The 18,507-nt window shown below is 27.2% G+C and carries 17 protein-coding genes; 1 reads left to right on the top strand and 16 read right to left on the bottom strand.

Features of this window, described 5'->3' with window-relative positions:
• Positions 1–10: 10 nt before the first annotated feature.
• From glgA to mutS, 7 genes are all read right to left on the bottom strand, one after another.
• Positions 11–1,441 carry a glycogen synthase GlgA gene (glgA, locus tag ACRC28_RS02265; protein WP_438541835.1) on the bottom strand — a complete coding sequence of 477 codons (1,431 nt, stop codon included), beginning with the start codon at positions 1,439–1,441 and terminating at the stop codon, positions 11–13.
• Positions 1,438–3,333: a 1,4-alpha-glucan branching protein GlgB gene (gene glgB / locus ACRC28_RS02260; protein WP_438541834.1), complete on the bottom strand. Its 1,896-nt coding sequence runs from the start codon at positions 3,331–3,333 to the stop codon at positions 1,438–1,440. The genes glgA and glgB overlap by 4 nt, the downstream gene beginning before the upstream one ends.
• Before the next feature lie 184 nt (positions 3,334–3,517).
• Positions 3,518–4,807 (bottom strand): aminotransferase class I/II-fold pyridoxal phosphate-dependent enzyme, encoded by a 1,290-nt coding sequence (locus ACRC28_RS02255; protein WP_438541833.1) that lies wholly within the window; start codon positions 4,805–4,807, stop codon positions 3,518–3,520.
• Positions 4,808–4,887: 80 nt separating this feature from the next.
• Positions 4,888–5,121: an RNA chaperone Hfq gene (gene hfq / locus ACRC28_RS02250; protein ID WP_438541832.1), complete on the bottom strand. Its 234-nt coding sequence runs from the start codon at positions 5,119–5,121 to the stop codon at positions 4,888–4,890.
• A gap of 82 nt (positions 5,122–5,203) precedes the next feature.
• On the bottom strand, positions 5,204–6,127 hold the full coding sequence (miaA, locus tag ACRC28_RS02245) for a tRNA (adenosine(37)-N6)-dimethylallyltransferase MiaA (RefSeq protein ID WP_438541831.1): 924 nt from the start codon (positions 6,125–6,127) through the stop codon (positions 5,204–5,206).
• A gap of 9 nt (positions 6,128–6,136) precedes the next feature.
• Positions 6,137–8,134, bottom strand: coding sequence for a DNA mismatch repair endonuclease MutL (gene mutL, locus ACRC28_RS02240; RefSeq protein WP_438541830.1), 1,998 nt, complete (start codon positions 8,132–8,134; stop codon positions 6,137–6,139).
• 21 nt (positions 8,135–8,155) lie between these two features.
• On the bottom strand, positions 8,156–10,807 hold the full coding sequence (gene mutS, locus ACRC28_RS02235; RefSeq protein WP_438541829.1) for a DNA mismatch repair protein MutS: 2,652 nt from the start codon (positions 10,805–10,807) through the stop codon (positions 8,156–8,158).
• A gap of 229 nt (positions 10,808–11,036) precedes the next feature.
• On the opposite strand from mutS, the gene ACRC28_RS02230 reads away from it, so the two are divergent.
• Positions 11,037–12,056 (top strand): branched-chain amino acid aminotransferase, encoded by a 1,020-nt coding sequence (locus ACRC28_RS02230; RefSeq protein ID WP_438541828.1) that lies wholly within the window; start codon positions 11,037–11,039, stop codon positions 12,054–12,056.
• Positions 12,057–12,110: 54 nt separating this feature from the next.
• Here the strand turns inward: ACRC28_RS02230 and ACRC28_RS02225 are convergent, their stop codons facing one another.
• The 9 genes from ACRC28_RS02225 to ACRC28_RS02185 form a co-directional block, all read right to left on the bottom strand.
• Positions 12,111–12,416 carry a hypothetical protein gene (locus ACRC28_RS02225; RefSeq protein ID WP_438541827.1) on the bottom strand — a complete coding sequence of 102 codons (306 nt, stop codon included), beginning with the start codon at positions 12,414–12,416 and terminating at the stop codon, positions 12,111–12,113.
• A 106-nt stretch (positions 12,417–12,522) separates the two neighbouring features.
• Positions 12,523–13,401, bottom strand: coding sequence for an Rpn family recombination-promoting nuclease/putative transposase (locus tag ACRC28_RS02220; protein WP_438541826.1), 879 nt, complete (start codon positions 13,399–13,401; stop codon positions 12,523–12,525).
• Between the two features lie 84 nt (positions 13,402–13,485).
• Positions 13,486–14,034, bottom strand: a complete 549-nt coding sequence (locus tag ACRC28_RS02215; protein WP_438541825.1) for a hypothetical protein — start codon at positions 14,032–14,034, stop codon at positions 13,486–13,488.
• A gap of 114 nt (positions 14,035–14,148) precedes the next feature.
• Positions 14,149–14,883 (bottom strand): DeoR/GlpR family DNA-binding transcription regulator, encoded by a 735-nt coding sequence (locus tag ACRC28_RS02210; RefSeq protein WP_438541824.1) that lies wholly within the window; start codon positions 14,881–14,883, stop codon positions 14,149–14,151.
• 94 nt (positions 14,884–14,977) lie between these two features.
• A complete protein-coding gene (locus ACRC28_RS02205) occupies positions 14,978–15,772 on the bottom strand; it encodes an ABC transporter ATP-binding protein (RefSeq protein WP_438541823.1) in 795 nt (264 codons plus the stop codon).
• The gene (locus ACRC28_RS02200) at positions 15,766–16,635 is read right to left on the bottom strand and encodes an ABC transporter permease (RefSeq protein ID WP_438541822.1); all 870 of its coding nucleotides are present in this window, start codon (positions 16,633–16,635) and stop codon (positions 15,766–15,768) included. The genes ACRC28_RS02205 and ACRC28_RS02200 overlap by 7 nt, the downstream gene beginning before the upstream one ends.
• A 1-nt stretch (position 16,636) precedes the next feature.
• The gene (locus ACRC28_RS02195; RefSeq protein ID WP_438541821.1) at positions 16,637–17,620 is read right to left on the bottom strand and encodes an ABC transporter substrate-binding protein; all 984 of its coding nucleotides are present in this window, start codon (positions 17,618–17,620) and stop codon (positions 16,637–16,639) included.
• A gap of 167 nt (positions 17,621–17,787) precedes the next feature.
• Entirely contained in the window at positions 17,788–18,126 is a 339-nt protein-coding gene (locus ACRC28_RS02190; RefSeq protein WP_438541820.1) for a hypothetical protein, read from the bottom strand.
• 184 nt (positions 18,127–18,310) lie between these two features.
• Positions 18,311–18,507: hypothetical protein (locus ACRC28_RS02185; protein ID WP_438541819.1), on the bottom strand; the 197-nt coding region annotated here is incomplete at its 5' end.

The raw sequence follows: 18,507 nt of genomic DNA, 5'->3' as shown, positions 1-18,507 counted from the left end.
ATTTTATTAATTAAATTAAGCTTAAATATAATTCCTTATAGATTTTAGCTGCCTTTTCAAAGCTATTATCTGATAACATTGCTCTTTTAATTAAATTTTTCCACAGTCTTGTATTTTTATAAATCTCTAATGCATATAAAATACTATTAGTAAATTCAGTTGAACTATAATTTTTAAAACTGAAACCATTCCCTGTATTTTCATATTTGTTATATGGTATTACAGTATCTTTTAATCCTCCTGTTGCTCTAACAATAGGAATAGAACCATACCTTAAAGCTATGAGTTGGCCTAATCCACAAGGTTCAAACTTAGAAGGCATTAAAAATATATCTATTCCTGCATAAATTCTATGTGAAAGATTATTGTCAAAAAGCAATTTTGTTCTAACTTTATTTGGATATTTAATCTCTAGATTATTGAAAAATTCTTCATAAATAGATTCACCTTTTCCTAAGATAACTAATTGAATATTTTGAGAAATAATATCTTCAATACTTTCCATTAATAAATCTAATCCCTTTTGTGAAGTTAATCTAGTTACAAGTCCAATAAAAGGAATATCTTTATTTACCTCTAATGAAAGCTCTTTTTGTAATTCTAGCTTATTTTTAATTTTATTTTCTAATGTTTCACAAGAATAGTTTAGATTTATATGTGGATCAGTTTCAGGATTATATTCATCAAAATCAATTCCATTTAAAATACCACGAATATTAAAGCGTTTACTTCTTAATAATCCATCTAAATTCTCACCATATTCAGGGGTCTGAATTTCTTTAGCATAACTCTCACTAACTGTTAACACTTTATCAGAATAATTTATGCCTCCCTTCATATAGCTAATCCCACCATGAAACTCGAGCATTCCATTATTAAATTGCTCCATATCATAACCAAATAGTTCCCCCAGCATAGTTTTATCAAAGTTTCCTTGAAATAAAATGTTATGGATAGAATAGATAAATTTAATGTTTCTATAGTTATCTTTATGACGATATTCTAATTTATAGAGAACAGGAATCATCCCACATTGCCAATCATTGCAGTGAACAATATCTGGAAACCAATTTAGTGAATTTAAAATATCAAGCACAGCCCTATCAAAAAATGCAAAGCGTTCTCCATCATCAAAAAATCCATATAAGCCATCTCTATCAAAATAATATTTATTATCTATAAAATAAAAAGTAATATTATCTTTCTTTAACATATCAATTCCACAATATTGGTGTCTCCAACCAACATTTACAAAAATATGTTTTAAGTGAGTAAAACTGTCTTTATAAATATTTTTTATGTCTTTATACTTAGGTATTATAACTCGTATATCATCTAATTTATTTTGAGCAAGTTCTTTGCTCAACGCTCCAATAACATCTCCTAATCCACCAGTTCGTATAAATGGATATGCCTCTGTTGCAACAAACAATAGCTTCATATATTATCTCCTCCATATCTTAAAATAACTCCACTCATTGGTGGAATTTTTATTTTTATAGTATTAGAAAATCCATGAGTAGATTTTGAGAAACTTTTCAAAATATTTAAGTTTAAGTTGCCCATTCCACCATATGCTTTATCATCACTATTAAAAGCTTCTTTATAAATTCCTTTTTTAGGAATTCCAATTTCATATTCTTCATATCCTACAGGGGTAAAATTTATTATAAAAATCAAAATTCCATCAACTAAATCTCCATATCTTATAAAACTATATACACTTTGATTTCTATTGTCTGCATCAATCCAAGTGAAACCATCTAGCTCATAGTCTTTGATCCAAAGTTCATAATTATCTTTATAAAAATAATTTAGTGATTTGAAAAAAACTTGCGTATCCTTATGCATTGGGTATTCTTCTGGGAGATGCCAATCTAGTTGCTTTGATATATTCCATTCAATAAATTGTCCAAATTCACTTCCCATAAATAAAAGCTTTTTCCCTGGATGCCCCATTTTATAAATCATGTATGCTCGTAAACTAGCAAATTTATTAAAATAGTTTCCACACATTTTATTTAATAATGACTTTTTTCCATGAACAACTTCATCATGGGATAAAGGAAGTATAAAATTTTCTGAATAATTATAACTCATAGAAAAATTAAGCTTTTCGTGATGATATTTTCTATATATAGGATCAATTTCTATATACTTTAATGAATCATTCATCCATCCCATATTCCATTTGAAATGAAAGCCAAGACCACCATCACATATAGGATGGGAAATATTTTTAAAGGTTGTAGATTCTTCTGCACATAGAGTTACATAGGGGTATTTTTTCAAAACATAAGCGTTAATTTCTTTAAAGAAATTTACTCCATCATAATTTATATCAGTTCCATCTGCATTTGAATACCATTCTGAATCCAATCGATCATAGCTTAAATAAAGCATGTTAGTAACGGCATCCATTCTAAATCCATCTATATGAAATTCTGTAATCCAATAATTTATATTTGAAATTAAAAAGCTACGAACTTCTGGTCTTCCTAAATCAAAGTTTAATGTTCCCCAGCCTCTATTCTCTGCCTTCCAGTTTTCTGTATATTCAAAACAAGGTGAACCGTCAAAATAGGCTAGTCCATGACTATCCCTACAAAAATGGCCTGGTACCCAATCTAAAATAACCTTAATATTTTTAAGATGAAATGTATTAATTAAGTGTTTAAAATCATCTATATCCCCATAACGGCTTGTGGGTGAATAAAATCCAGTTACCTGATATCCCCAAGATTCGTCTAAAGGATGTTCCATAATAGGAAGAATTTCGACATGAGTATATCCCATCTCTGAAATATATTGTGGTAAAACATCTGCTAATTCTCTATATGAAAGAAATTTATCACCCTGTTTTTTCCATGAACCTAAGTGAACTTCATAAATATTCATAGGTTGCTTGTGAATATTTATAGTTTTAAGGTTGTTTAATCTCCAACTAGTGTCAGTCCATTTATATTTACTTTTAGCAGTTATGATAGATGCAGTATTTGGACGAAGTTCAGATTTTCTAGAGAATGGATCGGCTTTTATTAAAATTTCATTTGTAGCACTTAAAATCTTAAATTTATATAAGGCATTTTTAAAATTGCCTATAAAAAACCCACTCCAAAGGCCCGTATTACTTATTTTCTGTAAATTATATAGATCATTATCATTCCAATTATTGAAACTTCCAATTATTGAAACTCTTTTAGCATTTGGTGCCCACACTGTAAATCTAGCGCCATGTTTTTTATTTTCAATTCGCAAATGTGCTCCCATAAAATTATATGCAGTTACACATTTTCCTTCATGAAATAAATATTTATCGTAATCATTAACCATGTTTATCTCCTTAAAATTATTGAACATTTAAATAGTTATGTAAAATTCGAAGTTATTTACATTATAAATAACAATGGTATTATTTTCCATATTTTTCTTTAGTTATTTATCGACAATTTTTTAATTTCATTAAAGAAGTTTTGAACGCAAAAAAAAACTGAGGCCTCACCTCAGTTTTAAAAAATTAATTATTAAGAACCTTATTTAATGCAATTAATGCTCCAATTTTTGCATGATCAAATGTTAATCCACCTTGAATATATGCAATAAATGGCTCTCTTATAGGAGCATCTGCTGATAGTTCAATTGTTGCACCTTGTATAAATGAACCAGCAGCCATGATAATTTCATCTTCATATCCAGGCATAGGCGCTTTTTCGCAACTTACAAATGAATCTATTGGCGCACCTTCTTGAATTCCTTTTATAAAATTACATAAAGGTTCTTCAGAACCGAATATAATAGATTGAACTATATCAGTTCTTTTATCTGTAGATGCTGGTTTAGTTTCATATCCTGCAAGTTCCATAAGTTTTGCTAGGAAAATTGCACCTTTAACTGCTTCCATAGTCGCTTGTGGAGCTAAAAATAATCCCTGCATAAGTGTTCTCATCACACCTAATGTTGCGCCACATTCACCACCAATTCCAGGAACAGTTAACCTATAGGATGCATTTTCAACAAATTCTTTTTTACCTACAATATATCCACCTGTTGGAGAAATACCACCACCAATATTTTTTATTAATGATCCTGCCATAATATCTGCCCCAAAATCAGTAGGCTCATAAATATCAACAAGTTCACCATAACAATTGTCAACAAAGACAATAACATCAGGGCGAAGTTTTTTTACTAACTGAATACCCTCCTTTAGTTGTTCAATCATAAGAGAATACCTTGTACTATAACCGGTACTTCTTTGTATGTGAACTACTTTTATAGAATTATCCTTTAAAAGAACTTCTTCTATTTTATTTAAGTCTAAATATCTATCATCAATAAGATCTACTTGACTATATTTAACTCCATAATCAAGTAAAGACCCCATATTATTAGCTTTACTTCCTATTCCAATTACACCATGTAATGTATCATATGGTAGACCAGAAATAGTAAGTAATGTATCTCCAGGTCTTAAATTCCCAAATAAAGCTGTTCCAATAGCATGAGTTCCATTTACAAAATGTGGTCTTACAATTGCAGCTTCAGTATTAAAAACTTTAGCATAAACTTTATCAAAGTCATCTCTTCCCATATCATCATATCCATATCCTGTAGAATTAGTAAAATGAGAATCACTAATTCGTTCACTTTGAAATGCATTTAATATTTTAAGTTGATTATATTCACGTATCATATCTAATTCCTCAAATTGAGGTTGAACTTCTTTTAGGGCTTGTTCATATAAATTAAATGCATTGTCTTGTATTTTATATTTTTCCTTTAAAAATCTTTCTGTTTCTTTTAACATAAAATTGCCTCCTAATGTATCCTAGTTAAATAAAATAAATAGGCATAAGATTATGCCTATTTACATTAATTTTAGACCAATTACTGATCATTTTTTGTAAATAAGATTGGAATTCCTGGTGTTATAGTAGTAATTGCGTGTTTATAGACCATCATTTCATTTCCATCACAATCTAATACTACTATAAAATTATCAAAGCCTTTAACAAATCCCTTTAACTTATACCCGTTAGTTAAATAAACTTCTACAGGGATTTTATTTTTTCTTGCACCATTTAAAAAAATATCTTGCAAGTTATTTTGTGGTTTATTCATAAAAACTCCTCCAAATACAGAATAATTTGTCATTAAAACTAATTATTATATATAATTCTTTAATTAGATTATACAATCAGGATTATCTCATGTCATTAATAATTTGAGATTTAATCTCTACATCTGTTAGTATATCCTTATTTAAAAAATTTACTCTTTTATCTCGTCTAAACCATGTCAATTGTCTTTTAGCATAATTTCTTGAACCTTTTTTTATTAATTCAATACTTTCTTCTAGTGAAATTTTCTCTTTTAAATACATAAGAATTTCTTTATAACCTATTCCTTGCATAGATTGGTTAGTTTCATCTAAACCAAGGGACATAAGATATTTACATTCATTAACTAATCCATTTTCTATCATAATATCTACTCTTCTATTAATTCTTTCATATAGTTTTTCTCTATCCATTGTAAGGACAAAGTAATGAATATCAAAAGGAGACTCATACATTTTTTCACCTAAGTTAAATGAACTAAATGGTTGTTTAGTTAAATGAAAAACTTCTAGGGCACGAATTACACGTTTAGTGTTATTCATATGAATATTTTCATAACTTATAGGGTCGATATCTTTTAACATTTCGTGCAAATAAAAATTTCCTTTTTCAGTTGCTATATTTTGCAAATTTTCTCTATAAGCACTATCTGATTCACCTTCAGTAAAATCCATATTACAAGTTAACGAATTAATATAAAGACCTGTTCCCCCAGCGATAATAGGTAGTTTACCTCTCTTTAAAATATCACTAATAATACTATCACCTAACTCTTTATAGTGAGCTACTGTAAATTCGTCTGTTGGTTCTACTATATCAATCATGTGATGAATAACTCCATCCATTTCTTCTTTTGTAACCTTGGCAGAGCCAATATCCATTTTTTTATAAATTTGCATTGAATCTGCTGAAATTATTTCACCATTTAATGCTTTTGCTATTTGAATTGAAAGGTCTGTTTTGCCTACAGCAGTTGGCCCACCAATTACTAAAATTTTTTCTTTCATTATAATCACCTAAATTATTCTTTTAAACTTTTTATCTAAATCTATATCTGTAAATTTAATTATGGTTGGTCTTCCATGAGGACAGTGGAATGGATCTTCAATAAATCTTAATTCTTCAACAAGCTTTATCATTTCCATTTCACTTAAAGAATCATTTCCTTTTACAGCAGATTTACATGCCATACTTGCAATTTTATTATATTTAACCTCTTCTCTTTTTCCAGAGCCTAGATTTTTTAAATTATCTATGATGTTTAGAAATAATCGTTTAGCATCTATTTTTCCTAAGAAATAGGGAACTTCTTTTAATGCCAATGTATTACCACCAAAGCTTTCAATAAGAAACCCTGATTCAGTAAAAACATTCTTGTTTTCATCATAATAAGCTAAATCATCTGTGGTCATTTCTATAAGTGTTGGAACTAATAGTGGCTGAACTATGATGCTTCCCTCTTTAATATCTTTAAGATATTTTTCAAAATATATTTTTTCATGGGCTGCATGTTGATCTATTAAGTACAATGTATGATTAAATTCACCTAATATATAAGTTTTATTAAATTGTCCTATTATTCTAAGTGGTGGGAATTTAGCTATTTTTTCCTTGTTTGTATTTTGAATATTAACTAGTTCTTCCGATGTAGTTTTACTCTTAACATCCTCAAATTTTTCAAATAAAATATTATCATTTAAAGCACTATCTTTTTTAGATGAATCGACATATATATATTTCATATCAGAAGAGGCATTAGGACTTATAATATTTTTTGGTGGTGGATTTAATTTAACTTTTTCCTTTAACTTAGCTAATTCTGAATTTGTTTTATTTATTTCATTTAGAAGTGTAGTGTCGTTTATTAAACTAGATTCCTCTATTTTGAATTCATTTAATTGTTTGTTTTTCTCAAAAGAATTAAAAACTATTGAATTATCTTCAGGTATATTAAAAGCTATTAACTCTTCTTCCACTATATTTTTATTTGAAATTTCTTCTTCAGGTATTTTAAAATCATTAAAGACATCATTTTTTAAAGCTGTGTGTACGGCTGCAAAAATATTTTTAAATAAATATCTTTCATCTCTAAATTTCACCTCTGATTTTGTTGGATGAATATTTACATCCACAAATTCTGGGAATACTTCTATAAATAAAACAAAGAAGGGGAATTTATTAACAGTTGCAAATGATTTAAAAGCATTTTCTACTGCAACTGTTAATGTTTTATTTTTTATATATCTTCCATTTATAAAAATACTTTGATTATTCCTAGAACCTCTTGAAATTTCCTCTTTTCCTATATATCCAAAAATTTTAATATCTTCTTTTATAGTTTCAAAGTATAAAATATTATCAGTAATAGTTTTCCCATAAACTGCACGTATAGAGTCTTTAAGTTCGCCACGTCCAAAGGTTTGAAGAATTTTTTTGCCACTACTAAAAAGTTTAAAACTAATATTAGGATTTGCTAAAGAAAGTCTATTTATAATATCTGAAATAATTGAGGCTTCTCTAGTATTTGATTTTAAAAATTTCTTTCTAGCAGGAACATTGAAGAAAATATCACGAACTTCTATTGTAGTTCCTAAATTTGTACCGCAAGAAGATTTATTTATAATCTTACCGCCCTCAATAGTAATTTCTTCTCCAAATTCCATATCTTCTGTTTTAGTTTTTAATGTTACTTTAGAGACTGCCGCTATTGAAGGAAGTGCTTCTCCCCTAAAGCCTAAAGTCATTATAGAGAAGATATCATCTGAATTTTTTATTTTGCTTGTTGCATGAGGAAGAAAAGCCTTTTCTAAATCATCTTTATGGATTCCAATTCCATCATCAATTATTCTAATAAAAGATGTTCCACCTTCTTCTATCTCAATTATTATATTTTTTGCTTTTGCATCAATACTATTTTCAACAAGTTCTTTTACAACAGATGAAGGTTTCTCAACAACTTCACCTGCTGCAATTTTATTTGCAGTTTCAATATCTAATACATTAATTCTTCTCATAATCTCCTCCTTTTACTAAATTTAAATTTCCTTAGCTTCTTTAACTAGTTGATATAATTTATTCATAGCATCCATTGGATTTAAATTTAAAATATCTATATTTGAAATTTCTTTTATAAATTCTTCTTTTTGTATAAAAGTAAAATCCATTTGCATCTCTGCAGATTTAGGTATATTTAAAGAAGATTCTTCTATAGTGATAGAAACTTCCTTAGATTCTTTTATTTTTTTACTTTTATGAGATTTAATTTCTATATTTTCAATAGCAGTATTGTCATTGTCTTCTAGATCAAGAAGTATTTCCTTTGCTCTATCTATAACTGACTTTGGTATTCCTGCAAGTTTTGCAACCTCAACCCCGTAACTTTGATCAGCTCCACCTTCTACTATTTTTCTAAGGAACACTATATTATCATCAACTTCACTTACAGCAACAGAATAATTTTTTACACCTTCGATAGATCCTTCAAGTTTAGTAAGCTCATGATAATGTGTTGCAAATAATGTATTACATTTAAGAGAGTCTTCATTTGAAATATGCTCTATAACAGACCAAGCAATACTTAATCCATCATATGTTGAAGTCCCACGTCCAACTTCATCAAGTAAAACTAAACTTTTAGGAGTTGCATTTTTAAGAATGTTAGAAACTTCCCACATTTCAACCATGAATGTAGATTTTCCACCTGCTAAATCATCTGAGGCTCCAATCCTTGTAAATATCTTATCACATACAGATATATTTGCTTTTTTTGCTGGAACAAATGAACCCATTTGAGCCATAAGGGTTATAAGGGCAACTTGCCTCATATATGTTGATTTACCTGCCATATTAGGTCCTGTTATTAATAACAATCTATTTCCTTTTTTATCTAAAATTGTATTATTTGAAACAAATTCACCAAGCCCGATTACTTTTTCAACAACAGGATGACGACCATCTTCAATTTCAATAAGCCCATCTTCATTTATATTTGGTTTAACATAATCATTTTCTATTGCAATTTTAGATAAAGTACATAACGAATCTAGTTCTCCAATAATTCTAGCTGATTTTTTTAGTCGTGGAATTTCTTTTTCTATAAGCTTTCTTATCTCTAAAAATAAATCATATTCAAGCTTCATTAATTTTTCTTCCGCACCAAGAATCTTTTCTTCCATCTCTTTTAATTCTGCTGTAATATATCTTTCAGCATTAGCAAGAGTTTGTTTTCTTATATATCTTCCCTCTGGAATAGAATCATAATTAGCTTTTCTAATTTCAATATAATATCCAAAAACCTTATTATATCCTACCTTTAAAGATTTAATTCCTGTAATTTCACGTTCAGAGTTTTCAAGGGAAGCTATCCACTCTTTACCATGTGATTTAGCAACACGAAGCTCATCAACATCTGTTGAGTAGCCATCTTTAATGATATCTCCTTCTTTTATGCTAAGAGAAGGATCTTCTTTTATACTGTTGTGTAGTAAATCTTTAACATCATCTAAGGTATCTAAGTTATTAAAATATTCTCTTAATAGTACTGAAGAGGTAGATTTTAATAACTCATGAACGCTTGGTAATTTAATAAGAGAGCTTTTAAGTGAAATCATATCTTTTCCATTAACATTTCCATTAGCAATTTTCCCAACTATTCTTTCAATATCATAAATATTTTTTAATGCTAGTTGTAAATCATCACTTAATGATAAATCGTTAACTAATTCCTCTACTCCTTCAAGTCTCTTATTAATTTCTTTTTTTGAAATTAGAGGTTCATCTATCCATTTTCTTAAAGCTCTGCTTCCCATAGATGTAGATGTCTTATCCATCACCCATAAGAGAGAACCCTTTTTTGATTTTTCACGTATATTTTCAGTTAACTCTAGATTACGTCTAGTATTTCCATCAATACTTAAAAAGTTTACTATATCGTAGTTCTCAAGAAAATTAATATTTAATAGACTCATTTTTTGAGTTTCATATACATACTTTAACAGAATCCGCGCCGCCATTTCAGAAGCTGTATCTAATGAATCTATTTCTACTTCAGTAAATTGATTTAAAAGTTCTTCTTTACTTATTAAAAATTCATTTAAATTTTTTTGTGTAAATATTGCATTTGTAGAACTTTTTATTTCTTTTAATAATTCATCATCAAAGTTTTCATCAATTATAATTTCTTTTGGATTAATTTTTGTGATTTCATCTAAAAGAGTTGAATTAAGTGCTTTAAATGAAGTTACTTTAAATTCACCAGTACTTATATCAGTTGTTCCAAGCCCTATTCTATCCTCATACTCATAGATAGCACTTAAATATGTATTATTTGAAGCAACCTCACTATTTTCTACATATGTACCAGGAGTTATTACTTTTACAACATCACGTTTAACTATTCCTTTAGAAGCACCAACTTCTTCAACTTGCTCACAAATTGCAACTTTATATCCCTTTAATATAAGTCTTTGGATATAATTACTTGCTGCATGAAATGGAACTCCACACATAGGAGCTTTTTCATCTAAGCCACAATCACGACCTGTTAAAACTATCTCTAATTCTTTTGATACTGTCTTTGCATCTTCAAAAAACATTTCATAAAAATCACCTAATCTAAAAAACAAAATACAATCTTTGTATCTATCTTTAACTTCAAAATATTGTACCATCATTGGGGTAAGTGCCAATGTAATTCACCATCCTTAAAATTAATATTATCTATTTGTATATTTTTATATATAAAAATACATTTATCTATATAAACACTTAAATTTTAACATAAAAAACTAAAAAGATAAAAGAAGATATTTTATTTAGTAATTTATATTGAATAAAATAAAAGAAAGGATAGCTTTTATAAAAAATGAAATTGTAATATAATAGAAATAATTAATTATATTAGGAGGGATAGGGTATATGAAAAGTAATAAAATTGATTGGGAAAATCTAGGCTTCGATTATATAAAAACAGATTATAGATATATTTCTGTTTGGGAAAATGGAGAATGGGATGAAGGAAAACTTGTAGAAGATAATAAATTATCTATTGAAGAAGGAGCTCCAGCACTGCATTATGGACAACAATGTTTTGAAGGTTTAAAAGCTTATAGAACAAAAGATGGTCATATAAATCTTTTTAGAGCTGATAAAAATGCTGAAAGGATGAATAATAGCGCTGATAGACTTTTAATGCCAAATGTACCAGTAGATAAATTTATCAATGCTTGTGTAGAAGTCATTAAAAAAAATGAAGAATTTGTTCCACCCTATGGTACAGGGGCAACTTTATATTTAAGACCATTTTTAATTGGAGTTGGTGATAACATTGGTTTAAAACCTGCAACTAAATTTATATTTTCAGTTTTTTGTATTCCAGTAGGACCATATTTTAAAGGTGGTATGAAGCCAGTTAACTTCTTAGTTTCTGATTATGACAGAGCTGCACCAAACGGAACAGGTGCTGCAAAAGTTGGTGGAAATTATGCAGGAAGCCTTTTAGCACAAAAAAAGGCAAAGGAAAATGGATTTGCAGATGCAATCTTCTTAGATCCAGCAACTCATACAAAAATAGAAGAAGTTGGTTCAGCAAACTTTTTTGGAATAACTAAAGATAATAAATTTATAACACCTCTATCACCATCTATATTACCATCTATAACAAAATACTCACTATTAGATATTGCTAAAGATTATTTTAATATGGAAGTATTAGAAGAGGATGTTTATATGGATGATTTAGACAAATTTTCAGAAGCTGGTGCTTGCGGAACTGCTGCAGTTATAACACCGATTGGTGGTATACAGACAAATGGAAATTTACATGTATTTTTTAGTGAAACAGAAGTAGGTCCAATAACACAAAAATTATATGATACTTTAATTGGAATTCAATTTGGTGATATTAAAGCACCAAAAGGATGGATTTATAAAATATAAAAATAAAAGAAGGTGCTAGTTTAGTACCTTCTTTAAAAATAATATGGGATTTTATTAAATTAATCCATCTAAAAACTTTTTGAATGTATGAGTTCCATTTAAATAAGCTTCTTTATTAGCTACTACTTCATTAAAAGTATCTATATCTAACATATCCTTATTTATTAATATATCTAATAATAATTCTTCATCTAAAAGGATTTCAAAAAGCTCTACTGAACAGTTATCATATTCTAATTTTTTTACAGTATCTAATTTTTCCTTTAATCTAGCTAACGTTAATTCTGTATCTAGATTATTTAATAGATACCCTTCACAGATATTTAAAATTGATTCTCTTAAAAGAGATATTTGTTCCATATTTAAGCCCTCCTTTGTTTTCTTCATTATAACACAAAGAAATAGATAATAGTAGTTATTATTTAAATGTTATTATTAAACTTCTGATCCAGATTTTAAATTTAATTTATTTTCGCATATCTTTAATTAGATTTATTTCTAATCCAGTTTTTTGAGAGATTGTCCAATCATCTAATACATCAAGTAGATTTTTAGCAATATCAATCTTCTCTTTTAAACGTCCTCTTTCTAATCCTTCTTCAATTCCTTTTTCTAGGCCCTCTTCAATTCCTTTTTCTAATGCTTTCTTCTCTACTGTATTTAATGCTACTAGTTTATCTTGAATCATTTTCTCACGTAGTTCATAGAATTCACGTTGTTTCAAATCATTACTTAATTTATTCAAGATATCACTTGCAATAGAAATTTCTTCATATTGAGATATGTTTTCAATAGTTTCTAAGCCTTGTGGATTCCTTAGGAATTCAATCCAAGCATGAGCTAAAGTGTTTTCTGATGTATTAGAAACTTTATTTATTTCAATAAAATGAATTTCTAACACATTAGATAGTTCCTCATTTGTATCGATTTCTTTTAATCTATACATATTATGAAATCTATCATTTTCAATATATGAATCATTTAAAATATTTATTGCAATAACAGAATTTAATGTGCTACAATTTTCACGCTCAATAACTTGTGATTCATATAGCTTCGATAAAGAATAGACACTTCTTTTTATCAAATTATATCCATTATCTAATTTAATCTCTACAGTTATTTTTTCATTTGAATTTGTTAGACAATCAATTTCAAGAGTAGAAAATTTATCATCTAAAAAGTGTTTTTCAATTTCATTATTTTTTATAGTAGACTCTACAATAACCCTATCCTTAATAAATGAATTAATAAAAGAATTTAAAATATTACTTTTAGATTCAAACATAAATAAATTTTTAAAAACAAAATCTACTTTGGGATCTAATAAAAATGTATTACTCATATAAATGCTCCTTTAAAATTACTTCATTTTAATTATACCCTATTTTGTAAAAAAATGTAACAAAAACAATATATTAGTTTTATTTTATATTTTATCATCCAATTCAATAATTTTTACATTAATTTCTTCGAGCAATGTTTCTAAATAAATTTCTAATTCAAGTCTAATTAACTGCTTATTATTTAAAAATGGTATTGATTTTTTATTGATACTTTCTTCAATTACTTCTTTTTCTTTTAATAGCTCATTGTGATAACTTTGTAAACTATCCATTTTTTCTTTTTTTGAAGTTAATTTTAGTATTTTTTTTCTGAAACTTTCAATACTTTCAAACGGAATCATATTAAATGCTCTTTTTTGAAGATTCTCTAAATCATCAATATGTTCTTCCTTAGATTTGTTTAAATAATTAGAAATATCTTTTTTTATTATATTTTCTAATAGTATACATTCTTTATTTAATCGTTTAAACGATCGTGAAATATGATTTAGTTCTTCACTTACTTCGCTAATACTTTTGTCTATCATAGAACTTTTAGCTATATTATTTAATAAAGATTCTATAGTAGATTTAACATTTATTAAATTTTCTTTTTTCACAGTTTTACTAGGATATACTTTTATATTATCCAAAACTCCCACTCCTTAAATAAATTATATTTAAGTATATTATTAAAATTATAGAAATATTTCTCTTTTATGCATAAAGGTCACAAAATAAACCTTTATTTGGTTTATTTTGTGACCTTAAATCTCTACCTTTATAATATTTTCCAAAAAATTTAAATTTGAGAGATGAGCTGGCATAATTAGCGTACTTTTTTGAAAATCTGAAAAAGTTATATGTCCCTTCACCTCAAAATCATTTGATGATATAGTAACATAATTTTCCTTGGTATTTGTACAAATTGCTTTATATAAAATACCTTTTTCAAAATGATCTATCATAAATCCTTTATCTTTATTAATACCATCTGCAAATAAAAATGATTTATCAAATGTAAATCCATGTATTTCTTCAAGTGTTTTGCTTCCAAATGACATTAAAGAATCATTTGAAATTGTACCTCCTAAAAGATAGATAGGAATATTATTTTTTGCAGACTCAATAACTAGTTCTACACTATTAGTAAAAAAATGGACTTTTTTTAAACTTATATTTTTAATTATATGTTTTGAAATCTCACTACCATCTAAATAAACATAGTCACCATCTTGAATTAAATTTGCACAAAACTCACCTAAAATACGTTGTTCTTTCAAATTTTTATTTACAGTATTTAACTTATTGTTTAATTTAGTACTAAGACTTTTTGCCCCACCATGAATTCTTTTCAATAGCCCCTTATTTTCCAACTTTATTAAATCACGTCTAATTGTTGATTCTGAACTATTTGTAGCTCCAGCTATTGTACTTAGTTTTATAACCTCATTTTCATCTAGTAAATCTAATATTATTTCATATCTTTTTTCTGTTAACAATTTCAAGCACCTCTTTGTAAAAAGTCTACTTATATTGTGCCTTTTAAACAAATAAAAATCAACTCTTTTTTATTTAAAAGAATTATAACTGCCTTTAAATAAATAAGCTTCTATCACTCAGTTCATCATCGATAGCTATATCTTCAAATAAATTTAAGAGCTTCTTCGTTGTTAAATTTTGTTTTTCTGCACCAGCTATATCTAATATAACTTTCCCCTGATGCATCATAAATAATCTATTCCCATAATTTAATGCATGCTTCATATTATGGGTTACCATAAGAGTTGTAATTTTTTTATCTACTATAATTTTATTTGTTAGTTCTATAATTTTCTTTGATGTTTTTGGGTCTAATGCAGCTGTATGCTCATCTAATAAAAGTAATTTTGGATTGGACATAGTTGCCATTAAAAGCGTAAGTGCTTGGCGTTGCCCTCCTGATAGCAATTTAACCTTGCTACAAAGCTTATTCTCTAGTCCTAATTCTAAGGTTGAAAGCATTTCCTTAAAATATGAAACTTTTTTATTGTTAATCGCAAAACTTAATCCAAAAAAATTTCCTTTATTATTGGCTAAGGATAAATTTTCAAGAATAGTCATATTAGGGGAAATTCCTAAAGAGGGATTTTGAAAAACACGTCCAATAATCTTACTTCTTCTATATTCGCTTAAATGACTTATTTGATCATTTTCGATTTGTATTATTCCACTATCTTCTTGTATTTGTCCTGAGATTATATTCAATAAAGTTGATTTACCAGCACCATTAGATCCGATTATTGATACAAAATCACCTTTAGCAACATTTAAAGATATTTCATCAAAAATACGATTTTCATTTACTGTGTTTGGATTAAAAGTTTTAGAGAGTTCTTTTATCGTTAACATTCTATTTCCTCTTCTTTTTTCATTAAATTTTTTTTACGTTTAGGAATATTATCAATGCTTAATGCAATAATGATTAAAATTGCAGTTAAAAGTTTTAAGTAGTTTGGATCTAGTTGAACCTTTAATGCTAATTGTATTGCAGAATAGTAAATAATAGTTCCTAAAATAGAAAATGTTGTTGCTTTTATGAACTTTAAATTTTTAAATAGAGACATTCCAATAATTACGCAAGCAAGCCCTTTTACAACAATTCCTGTTCCCATACCAACATCTGCAAATCCTTGATATTGAGTTATTAAGGAACCTGATAAAGCCACTAAAGAATTGCTTAGAACTAATCCTAATATTTTAATTTTATTAGCACTTACACCTAGGGATGTAACCATCTGTTCGTTATCTCCAACAGCAGTTAATAAAAAACCTAATTTAGTCTTCATAAATAGGTCAAACATAAGCTTTAATAATATTAGAATAAATAAAATTATAAAAAATGTATATTTCTTATTCATAAAAATATGATTAACTGAAAGCAAAGGAATATTTGATTTTCCCATAATAAGTAAGTTGATAGAATATAATGAAATCATTACTAAAATTCCAGACATTAAATTAGTAATTTTAAATTTCACATGTAAAATAGCGGTGATATAACCGGAGATAGCTCCTCCTATAATTGAACAAAATATAGCAATTATAGGGTTAACCCCATTTACTAATAGTACTGCAGTAATTGCTGCACCTAATGGATACGATCCATCAACAGACAAATCTGGGAAATCTAAAAGTTTGTATGTTATATACACACCTATTGCAGCTAAAGAAAATAATGAGGCTTGTTCTAAAACACTTATTAAAATTTCCAATTTATTCTGTTCCCACTAATTTAGCCTTAGCTTTTATATCATCTGGAATTGTAATATTTAATTCTTTAGCAACGTCTTCATTAATAACAATATCTAAGTTTTCAGAAGTTTCAATTTTTATATCTGATGGATTTTTCTTATTTACTAAAATTTCAAATGCTTTTTCTGCAGTAGCTTCACCAAGCTTTCTATAATTAATGCCTATAGTTGCAAGACCACCTCTTGTAACAGCTGCTTCTTCCGCACAAAAAACTGGAATCTTTTTCTCATTTGATATTTTATTTACTAAAGAATAAGCTGATGCTACTACATTATCTGTTGGTAAATATAATGCATCGATTTTATTTAGATTGCTTTTTAAGTTTTGTTCTATTTCATTAACATTAGTAATTCCTATTTGAACAACTTCAATACCTTTTTTAGCACATTCTTTTTTTATTAATTCTAATTGAACTAAGGAATTTGCCTCTGAAGTATTATAAATAAAACCTAATTTTTTTGTAGCTGGAATAAGTTTTGTCATTAAATCAATTTGTTTATCTACTGGAACCATATCTGAAACACCTGTTGTATTATTACCAGATGAATCCCAACCACTTGCAATTCCAGCTGCAACTGGATCTGTTACTGCTGTAAATACAATTGGAATTTCTTTTGTACTATTATACATTGCTTGTGCTGCTGGTGTTGCTATTGCAAAAATAAGATCTTTTTTGTCACTTGCAAATTGTACTCCTATTGTTTGAGCAGTTTGAAAATCTCCTTGTGCATTTTTAGAATCAATTTCTACAGAAATCCCCTTTTCTTTAAGAAGTGTACTTATTTTTTCTGTAAATCCCGTATTTGCTTCATCTAAAGCTTCATGTTGAGTTAATTGGCAAATACCAATTTGTACAACTTTCTCATTGGAATCCTTAGCATTACAACCTATGAATGTAGTTGATATTAATGCAATTAGAGATAAGATTAATTTCTTTTTTAACATACATAACCTCCTGATTATTGATTTTTATATTTATTTCGCACTTTATTATTATATTAATAAAAAATACTCTATATTTATATTCAAATAATACAAATAATAGTATTTTTTTAGTGATAATTCAAAAGAGTATTTGTTTCAAAAACAAATACTCTTTTATGTACAAATTCTTATTTAGATTTACGTTTCTGTTGTAATTTCCTATCTTTCTTTATGTAACGATTATATTTTACTTTAAAGATTATCATAAAAATAAAATCAATAGCCAAAAGTATTAACGAAATCACTATTAGTTTTTCAGCACCCTTTAGTGCAGATAACCATAAAAATATTATAATCAAACCTGCAATTAAAAATGTAATAGTCTTAATTAAATTAAGTTTTTTTACAGATACTGTTGATAAATTATTCTTTTCATTTAAATTTTCTAATTTATCATTAAGATATAAAAATGTAATTCCTACTAAAATAATTAATCCTATAATTGTTGCGAATATAATAATTCTCACCCCCTAGTTTAAAGAAAATTTTTCACTTGTACGTTCGAAATTAACCTACCTAATAATATATTATAAAAAATAAAAGAGCTTAAATCAAATTTAAGCTCTTTTATTTAAGATGCGTATACTATTTTCCAATTAGAACCATGTTTTTCTAATACAATTCTTATTATTCTACATATAGGAAAAGTATTCATAATATTGTAGCTTTTTTTATTTGTTTTAGAAGTTTTTTATTTGGATTCATCAAAGTAAATAGCTTATTTGATATTTTAAATACCCATTTATCTGATAAAATACCCTTGTCTTTGCTTTCAAGAAGAGAAACAACTCGTTCCGTTAAAAATCTTGTATGACTCTCTCTTAAGTAAATATGTCTAGAGTCTGTAG

Source organism: Clostridium sp. (genome assembly GCF_051650885.1).
GTDB lineage: Bacteria > Bacillota > Clostridia > Clostridiales > Clostridiaceae > Clostridium.
The sequence above is the reverse complement of the archived record's forward strand: the minus strand, read 5'-3'. Positions and strand labels throughout refer to the sequence as shown.

Bases quoted from the DNA above. Each gene is read 5' to 3' on its own strand.
- glgA (WP_438541835.1), bottom strand. From the start codon at position 1,441: ATGAAGCTATTGTTTGTTGCAACAGAGGCATATCCATTTATACGAACT.
- glgB (WP_438541834.1), bottom strand. From the start codon at position 3,333: ATGGTTAATGATTACGATAAATATTTATTTCATGAAGGAAAATGTGTA.
- ACRC28_RS02255 (WP_438541833.1), bottom strand. From the start codon at position 4,807: ATGTTAAAAGAAACAGAAAGATTTTTAAAGGAAAAATATAAAATACAA.
- hfq (WP_438541832.1), bottom strand. From the start codon at position 5,121: ATGAATAAACCACAAAATAACTTGCAAGATATTTTTTTAAATGGTGCA.
- miaA (WP_438541831.1), bottom strand. From the start codon at position 6,127: ATGAAAGAAAAAATTTTAGTAATTGGTGGGCCAACTGCTGTAGGCAAA.
- mutL (WP_438541830.1), bottom strand. From the start codon at position 8,134: ATGAGAAGAATTAATGTATTAGATATTGAAACTGCAAATAAAATTGCA.
- ACRC28_RS02230 (WP_438541828.1), top strand. From the start codon at position 11,037: ATGAAAAGTAATAAAATTGATTGGGAAAATCTAGGCTTCGATTATATA.
- ACRC28_RS02225 (WP_438541827.1), bottom strand. From the start codon at position 12,416: ATGGAACAAATATCTCTTTTAAGAGAATCAATTTTAAATATCTGTGAA.
- ACRC28_RS02220 (WP_438541826.1), bottom strand. From the start codon at position 13,401: ATGAGTAATACATTTTTATTAGATCCCAAAGTAGATTTTGTTTTTAAA.
- ACRC28_RS02205 (WP_438541823.1), bottom strand. From the start codon at position 15,772: ATGTTAACGATAAAAGAACTCTCTAAAACTTTTAATCCAAACACAGTA.
- ACRC28_RS02195 (WP_438541821.1), bottom strand. From the start codon at position 17,620: ATGTTAAAAAAGAAATTAATCTTATCTCTAATTGCATTAATATCAACT.